The sequence below is a fragment of the Ornithinibacter sp. genome (genome assembly GCF_035443565.1).
GTDB lineage: Bacteria > Actinomycetota > Actinomycetes > Actinomycetales > Dermatophilaceae > Fodinibacter.
The window spans coordinates 3,055-11,089 of record NZ_DAORSO010000082.1; the positions used below are offsets into that span (position 1 = coordinate 3,055).

Here is an 8,035-nt window from a genome sequence, read left to right on the forward strand (position 1 = left end):
AGCGGTGGTGCGCTGCCGGGCCGTTGCGGCCACGGTGACGGCCGCTGCGGCGATCGCGGCGACGGCGACCAGCGCGGACCGGGGCTCGTCGGTGAGGCGCCCGACGGCGATCCACCCCAGGCCCCAGACGATGGCGGCCGCGACCGCCCACCGGCCCCCGAGCCGGCGCGCGAGGATCACCGCGACGAGGGCGGCCACCGCGAGCACTGCGGCAGCAAGCACCTCGGCGACCAGGCCACCGGGGTCGATGCCGCTCGCCACGAACGCGGCCGTGACGTTGGCGCAGGCCGCCACGGCAACCCAGCCGAGGTAGAGACCGAAGGTGCCGTCCACGATGACCGTCTCGGCATGGCCGTAGGACGGGTTCGCCTGCAGCCGGGCCACGAGCAGGCCGAGGGTCACGACGAGCCCGGCCATGACGAGCACGCTCACCCAGATCCAGCCCTGCTGGGTGACGAGCAGCCAGAGGGCGTTGAGCACCATGGATGCCGCCGCGAGCCATCCGATCGCACGGTGCCGGCGGTCGGTCGCCTGGTCGGGCAGCCACTGCCACACGGTGTAGGCGGCCAGGCCGAGGTAGATGGGGGTCCAGATCGAGAAGGCGGGGCCGGCGGGGGCGATGAGCGTGGCGTCCGCGGCCAGTGCGCCCCCGGACGACTCCTCGACCCGGGTGCCGATGACCCCGACGCCGACGAGCGTCCCGATGACGCAGAAGACCTCGGCGAGGGTGACGGCGACCTGCCGAGTTCGGTCCGAGCGGGTGGGGGCGGTCCGGGGGGAGGCGGTCTGGGTCGAGGTGGCCATGCCGTCATTGCACCACGGGCCCGGAGGGACACGGGTCCCACGAGCAGCGGCATTCAGGGCAGTTTCAGGTTGGGGCGATATCGTCGGTGCGTTGCGCACGTCGTGCCTCGGCTGTTGTGCGTCTTCACGAGACGAGAAGGTCGATAGGGCATGTCCGACGAAGAGCCGTTGAGCTCTCCAGGGCGGCCGGGAGGCTCCCGGCCGCCGGTGAGTCGTGCCGAATTGCGCTACCCGCCGCAGACCTACTACCGCAGCGTCGCCCTCGGCACGGTTTTTCCCGGCCTGGGCCTGCTGCGCACCCGGTGGCGCGCTCTCGGAGCCGGCCTCATCGCCGTGACGATCGCCGTGCTCGGCTTCGCCCTCGTGCGCCTCTGGCGCGGAGGGGTCCTGCGTTCGGTGCTCGACGCCAGTGTCCGCCCCGAGGTGCTCCAGTGGGTCGGCCTCGGCGTGCTCGTCGGCGCGGTGCTCTGGGTCGGGTCGATCGTCCTCACGGCGGAACAGACCTGGCCGCGCCGGCAGACGGCCGGTCGTTGGGCGCGAGTGGCCTTCGCGGCGGTGGCGTGCCTCATCATCGCGGCACCGGCCTCGCTCGCCGTGCAGTTCCTCGAGATCCAGACCTCCGTCATCAACGAGTCCTTCGGCGGCGTGACCGACGACAACAACAACGGCCTCACCGGTGGCACCAAGCAGGATCCCTGGGCGGGGACCGAGCGCGTCAACACGCTGCTCATCGGGTCAGACGCCGGTAAGGACCGCGTCGGGGTGCGCACCGACTCGCTCATGGTGGTCAGCACGAACACCAAGACCGGTGACACGCTGCTCATCGGCATCCCGCGCAACCTCGAGTTCGTTCCCATCCCCGACGACAACCCGCTGTCGACGGTCTGGCCCGACGGCTACAACTGTGGCGACGAGTGCCTGATGAACGGCATCTGGACCCTGGCCGAGGACCGTCGGGACCTCTTCCCCGGGGTCGAGAGCCCCGGACGCCAGTCGACGATCGACGTCGTGGGAGCCATCACCGGCCTGGAGATCGACCACTCCGTCGTCGTCAACCTGCGGGGGTTCACCGCCTTGGTGGACGCCATGGGTGGTGTCGAGATCAACGTCCAGGAGCGGGTGTGCACCGACTGCTCCAGCCGACCCGGTGGCGGCATCAAGTGGACCGACGGGGTGGAGCGGTGGATCGAGCCCGGCGTCCAGCGCCTCGACGGCCACGACGCCCTGTGGTACTCGCGCTCGCGGGCCGGCAAGGACGACTTCAGCCGGATGCGCCGTCAGCGCTGCATGGCCGGCGCCCTCATCGACCAGGCGGACCCGGTCTCACTCCTGCGCAACTACCCCCAGCTGGCCGCGGTCGTGAAGAACAACATCGACTTCGACATCCCGCAGCAGGACCTGCCGGCGTGGGTCGACCTCATCCTGCGCGTGCAGGATGGCGGGTCCATCCGCTCGCTGCCGTTCACCAACAAGGTCGTCAGTCCCGGCAACCCTGACTACGCCGAGATCCGCCGGCTCGTGGAGAAGTCGCTCGACCCGCCCGCGAAGTCCACGGCATCCCCCAAGCCGTCGGCCACGTCGAGCTCCACCTCGACCACGGGCACCGAGCCGTCACCGTCCCCGTCGCCGACCGAGTCCCCCGACGACTCGGAAGCCAACGAGCTCGCGGCGACCTGCTGAACGGCGTCCGCCTCCCGTGAGCGACGACGGCCGACCTCTCCACGTCGTGGTCATGGGGGTGTCGGGCTGCGGCAAGAGCACCGTCGCTGCGAGGGCTGCCGCCGCCCTCGGGTGGCCGTTCGCCGAGGGGGACGACGCCCACCCGTCGACGAACGTGGCCGCCATGCGGTCGGGGCGCGCCCTCACCGACGACGATCGATGGCCGTGGCTGAACGACCTGGCGGCGTGGATCGCCGGGCACGACGCGGCCGGCCGGTCGAGCGTCCTGGCGTGCTCGGCCCTGCGCCGGCCCTACCGTGACGTGCTGCGTTCGGGGGCCGGCAGGGCGCTGTTCGTGCACCTCGACGGCCCGCCCGAGGTGATCAGGTCGCGGCTGGCCGAACGCAGGGGCCACTTCATGCCCGCATCGCTCCTCGCCTCTCAGCTGGCGGCCCTCGAGCCGCTCGCGCCGGACGAGAACGGTCTCGCCCTGGACCTGCGACACCCTCCGGGCGAGCTCGTGGAGCAGCTGGTGGCCCACGTGAGCCAGGACAAGAGTTGAGTGGAATAGACTCAACTTTGGAACGGTTGTCCCTGATGTAGATCTGCCCTGGTTGCTGCAAGGAGACCCCATGGAACTGAAACCCACCGCGAAGGTGGCCGAGGCGCTGGCCATCGCGCAGCGCGCGGCCCAGACCGCGGGTCACGCCGAGATCACCCCGGCACACCTCGTGCTCGCCCTCGTCGAGCAGGAGGGCACGACCACCCCGGCGCTGCTCGAGGCGGCCGGAGGTTCGGTCGACGCCGCTGCGGCGTCCGCCCGCTCGACGTTGTCGGGGATGCCGCGCAGCACCGGAGCGACCGTGGCCTCGCCCGCGTTGGGTCAGGGGGCGCTCGGTGTGCTCCAGCAGGCGTCGACGCTGATGACCGCGCGGGGGGACACCTACCTCTCCACCGACCTGCTCGTGCTGGCCCTGGTCGAGAAGGGCGCGCTGCGCGGTGACGCCAAGGCACTCGAGGCCCGGATCGACGAGCTGCGCGGGGGCTCCCGGGTGGCCACCGAGAACCCGGAGGAGACCGGCGAGGCGTTGGCGAAGTACGGCACCGACCTCACCGAGGCCGCCCGTGAGGGACGGCTCGATCCGGTCATCGGTCGAGACGACGAGATCCGTCGCGTCGTCCAGGTGCTCAGCCGCCGCACGAAGAACAACCCCGTCCTCATCGGCGAACCGGGTGTCGGCAAGACCGCCGTCGTCGAGGGCCTGGCCCAGCGGATCGTCGATGGCGACGTGCCCGAATCACTGCGGGGCAAGCGCCTCATCGCCCTCGACCTCGGGGCCATGGTCGCCGGGGCCAAGTACCGCGGCGAGTTCGAGGAGCGGCTCAAGGCCGTGCTCGAGGAGATCAAGGACTCCGCCGGGCAGGTCGTGACCTTCATCGACGAGCTGCACACCGTCGTCGGCGCCGGGGCGACCGGGGAGTCCGCGATGGATGCGAGCAACATGCTCAAGCCCATGCTCGCCCGTGGGGAGCTGCGCCTCGTCGGGGCGACGACCCTGGACGAGTTCCGCGAGCACGTCGAGAAGGACCCTGCGCTGGAGCGCCGCTTCCAGCAGGTCTTCGTCGGCGAGCCGAGCGTCGAGGACACCATCGCCATCCTGCGCGGCCTCAAGGAGCGCTACGAGGCGCACCACAAGGTCGAGATCGAGGACAGTGCCCTGGTTGCCGCGGCCTCGCTCAGCGACCGGTACATCACCGGCCGCCAGCTGCCCGACAAGGCCATCGACCTCGTCGACGAGGCAGCCTCGCGCCTGCGGATGGAGATCGACTCCAGCCCCGTCGAGATCGACGTGCTTCGACGCGCCGTGGACCGGCTGCGCATGGAGGAGCTGCACCTGGCCAAGGAGACCGACGACGCGTCGCGCGAGCGGCTCGACCGCCTGCGCGCCGACCTCGCCGACAAGACCGAGGAGCTCGCCTCGCTGACGGCCCGTTGGGAGTCCGAGAAGTCCGGCCTCAACCGGGTCGGTGACGTCAAGGCCCGCCTCGACGACCTGCGCACCCAGGCCGAGCGGCTCCAGCGTGACGGTGACTACGAGGGAGCCTCGCGGGTTCTCTACGGGGAGATCCCCGCGCTCGAGCGTGAGCTCGAGGCGGCCCAACAGGCCGAGTCGGCCACGGCATCCGCTGACCTGATGGTCAAGGAACGGGTGGGGGCCGACGACATCGCCGAGGTCATCTCGGCATGGACCGGCATCCCCGCGGGGCGCCTGCTCCAGGGCGAGACCGAGAAGCTGCTGGCCATGGAGTCGATCATCGGGTCCCGGCTCATCGGGCAGGCCGAGGCGGTGCGCGCCGTCTCGGATGCCGTGCGGCGCTCGCGGGCCGGCGTCGCCGACCCGGATCGGCCGACGGGCAGCTTCCTGTTCCTCGGGCCGACCGGTGTCGGCAAGACCGAGCTGGCCAAGTCGCTCGCCGACTTCCTGTTCGACGACGAGCGCGCGATGGTGCGCATCGACATGTCGGAGTACAGCGAACGGCACGCGGTGGCGCGACTCATCGGTGCCCCTCCCGGCTACGTCGGGTACGAGGAGGGTGGCCAGCTCACCGAGGCCGTGCGACGTCGGCCCTACTCCGTCGTGCTGCTCGACGAGGTCGAGAAGGCTCACCCCGAGACCTTCGACATCCTGCTCCAGGTGCTCGACGACGGCCGGCTCACCGACGGCCAGGGGCGCACGGTCGACTTCCGCAACGTCATCCTCGTCATGACCTCGAACCTCGGCTCGCAGTTCCTCGTCGACCCGCTGCTCGAGCCCGAGGCCAAGCGGGATGCCGTGATGGCGGCGGTTCGGCAGGCCTTCAAGCCCGAGTTCCTCAACCGGCTCGACGAGGTCGTGCTCTTCGACCCACTCTCCCGGGACGAGCTCGCCGACATCGTGCACCTTCAGGTGCGGGCCCTCGGGACCCGGCTGCGTGACCGCCGGATCACCCTCGAGGTCACCGACGCGGCCACGGCCTGGCTCGCCGAGCAGGGCTTCGACCCGGCCTACGGTGCCCGCCCGCTGCGCCGGCTGGTTCAGCGCGAGATCGGCGACCGGCTCGCGACGGCGCTGCTCGCCGGGAGCGTGCGCGACGGCGACACCGTGACGGTCGACCGCGGCGAGGACGGCCTGACCCTGCGCTGAGCCGGGTGGCCTGGCCGGCTGAACTTCTCCGTCATCCCTGTGATGGCGGAGAAGTTCGTGCATGGCGCGGATATGTCTCCGTCACGCACGAACGTCTCCGCCACGGCTGTGATGACCCGTCCGGGGGTCGCGGGATACTGTTGCGGCCATGCGCCGACTCCCCGCCCTGATCGCCGCTGCCGGTCTCGTCGCCGTGCTGGCCGGGTGCTCTGGAGAGGCCGAAGCCCCGCAGGTGCCGCCCACCGAGCAGCTGGCGGCAGCCAAGACCGCCTTCGACGCGGCGAAGACCGTGAGCCTCACCCTGACCAGCCGGGACGTCCCGCCCCGCGAGAACGGCGTCACCGCCGCCAAGGGGGTCGGAGTCATCGACGCCACCGAGCCGAAGTTCCAGGGCACCATCACCGGCACGGTCGAGGGCATCGCGGCGACCATCGACGCGATCGCCATCGGCGACACGGCCTACCTCAAGCTGTTCACCCCGCAGTACGAGGAGACCGACCTCACCACGTTGAACGCCCCCAACCCGGCGCAGTTCTTCAACCCGGCCACCGGCATCTCCAGCCTGCTGCCGAAGACCACCGACGCCAAGGCCGCCGGCCAGACCCGCTCGGGCCAGGACGTGCTCGACCGCATCGACGGCACCCTGGACGGCGCGCTCGTCGAGGACCTGCTCCACCTCGGCGACGGCACCGGCACCTTCACCGTCAGCTACGGCCTCACCGAGAGCAACGAGCTGCGCACCGCCACGCTCAAGGGGCCGTTCTTCCCCGGGGTCGAGGCCACCTACCTGCTGACCATGACGGACTATGGCGCCCCAGCGACGATCACCCGCCCCTAGGGCACTGCTCACGACGGCTGCCATCGCCGTCGCCCTCGCCGCCGCCGACACCTATGTCGTCGTCCTCGCCCTGACCGACATGATGCGCGGTGTCGGGGTGGGCATCGACTCCCTCCAGCGGGCGACACCGATCGTCTCGGGCTTCCTGCTCGGCTACGTCGCGGTGCTGCCCCTCGTCGGTCGGCTGGCCGACCTCGTCGACCGCCAGCGGGTGCTGCTCGCCTGCCTGGGGGTCTTCGTCATCGGGTCGGTGGTCACCGCCCTGGCCGTCGAGCTGCCCGTGCTCGTGGCCGGCCGGGTGATCCAGGGCGTCGGCGGAGGAGGCCTCGTGCCGGCCACCCTGGCCATCGTCGCCCAGCTCTGGCCGCCGGACCGGCGCGGGGTACCCCTGGGTGTCGTCGGGGCGGTGCAGGAACTCGGGTCCGTGCTCGGCCCGGTGCTCGGCGCCCTCGTCCTCGTCATCGCTGACTGGCGGGCCATCTTCTGGCTGAACGCGGTGCTGGGTCTGCTGCTCGCCGGTGCGGTGCTGTGGGTCGGGGGCGGAGCGCTGCCGAGGCCGCGCCCGCACATCGTGCTGCTCGCGGGGCTGGCCGCGACCGTCGGCATCCTCGCCCTCGCAGCCCCCGAGTCCCTCGCGACGAGCGTGCGCTGGGGAGTGCCGTTCGTGCCCTTCGGCGACTCGACGTCGCGGCTCGCCACCCCCATCGGGCTCGTGGCGGGGGTGCTGATCCTGGCAGCCCTGCTGGTCGGCACGCGTGGTGCGTGGGCCCTGCTGCGCCGCGCCGACCTGCTCGGTGCGCTCCTTGTCGGTGGGGCACTCGGCTGCATCGTGCTGACCTTCGCCGCGGCCGAGCCGGAGACCGAGGTCGTCGGTCCGCTCGGCTACGCGTTGCTTCCCGTGGCGGTCCTGTTGTCGATCGCCTATGCCGTGCACCACCGCCGCTCGTCCTCGCCCCTGGTGCCCCGTGGTCTGGTGCGTGGTCGCCTCGTGTGGGCCCTGGTCGTGTCGGTGCTCGTCGGGGTTGCCTTGGTGGCCGTCATCGTCGACGTCCCGCTGCTCGCCCGCCTCGTGCACACCACCGACCAGACCGAGGCGGCGCTGGTGCTCGTCCGCTTCCTCATCGCGGTCCCGGTCGGGGCGCTGGCCGGAGGCTGGGCGCTGCGCCTGCTGGGCAACGGTGTGGTGGCCGCGGCCGGCCTCGCCCTCGCTGCCGTCGGCCTCGCAGTGATGACGACGTGGGGTCGCGGGTCGCTCGAGCAGGGCTCGTCGACCGTGGTGCTCGCTGCCGTGGGCCTCGGGATCGGGTTGGCCCTGGCCCCGGTGAACGACGCGGCACTCGCGGGAGCCACCCACGACGCCCACGGCACGGCATCCGCGCTCGTCGTCGTGGCCCGCATGGTCGGCATGGTCGTCGGGATCGCGCTGCTGACAGCCGTCGGCCTCCACCAGTACTACATCGCGGTTGCCGCCCTGCCCGACCCGACCGACACCGACGCGCTCAAGGATGCCGCGGTGCTCCAGGTGGCGTGGGCGTTCCGCGGGGCTGCG

At 71.6% G+C, this 8,035-nt stretch carries 6 protein-coding genes; 5 read left to right on the forward strand and 1 reads right to left on the reverse strand.

The annotated features are described in order from the left end of the window. Positions 1 to 804: TspO/MBR family protein (locus PLL68_RS09590; RefSeq protein WP_324533538.1), on the reverse strand; the 804-nt coding region annotated here is incomplete at its 3' end. Positions 805 to 1,011: 207 nt separating this feature from the next. Between PLL68_RS09590 and PLL68_RS09595 the strand changes: the two genes are divergently transcribed. The 5 genes from PLL68_RS09595 to PLL68_RS09615 form a co-directional block, all read left to right on the forward strand. Further along, entirely contained in the window at positions 1,012 to 2,484 is a 1,473-nt protein-coding gene (locus PLL68_RS09595; RefSeq protein ID WP_159901714.1) for an LCP family protein, read from the forward strand. A 16-nt stretch (positions 2,485 to 2,500) separates the two neighbouring features. Further along, positions 2,501 to 3,025 carry a gluconokinase gene (locus PLL68_RS09600; protein WP_324533539.1) on the forward strand — a complete coding sequence of 175 codons (525 nt, stop codon included), beginning with the start codon at positions 2,501 to 2,503 and terminating at the stop codon, positions 3,023 to 3,025. A 70-nt stretch (positions 3,026 to 3,095) separates the two neighbouring features. After that, positions 3,096 to 5,648, forward strand: coding sequence for an ATP-dependent chaperone ClpB (clpB, locus tag PLL68_RS09605; RefSeq protein ID WP_324533540.1), 2,553 nt, complete (start codon positions 3,096 to 3,098; stop codon positions 5,646 to 5,648). A gap of 148 nt (positions 5,649 to 5,796) precedes the next feature. Then, positions 5,797 to 6,486, forward strand: coding sequence for an LppX_LprAFG lipoprotein (locus PLL68_RS09610; RefSeq protein WP_324533541.1), 690 nt, complete (start codon positions 5,797 to 5,799; stop codon positions 6,484 to 6,486). After that, positions 6,455 to 8,035: MFS transporter (locus PLL68_RS09615; protein WP_324533542.1), on the forward strand; the 1,581-nt coding region annotated here is incomplete at its 3' end. The genes PLL68_RS09610 and PLL68_RS09615, both read left to right, overlap by 32 nt.

Excerpts from the sequence above, each read along its gene's own strand:
- PLL68_RS09610 (WP_324533541.1), top strand. The coding sequence starts at position 5,797 with ATGCGCCGACTCCCCGCCCTGATCGCCGCTGCCGGTCTCGTCGCCGTG.
- clpB (WP_324533540.1), top strand. The coding sequence starts at position 3,096 with ATGGAACTGAAACCCACCGCGAAGGTGGCCGAGGCGCTGGCCATCGCG.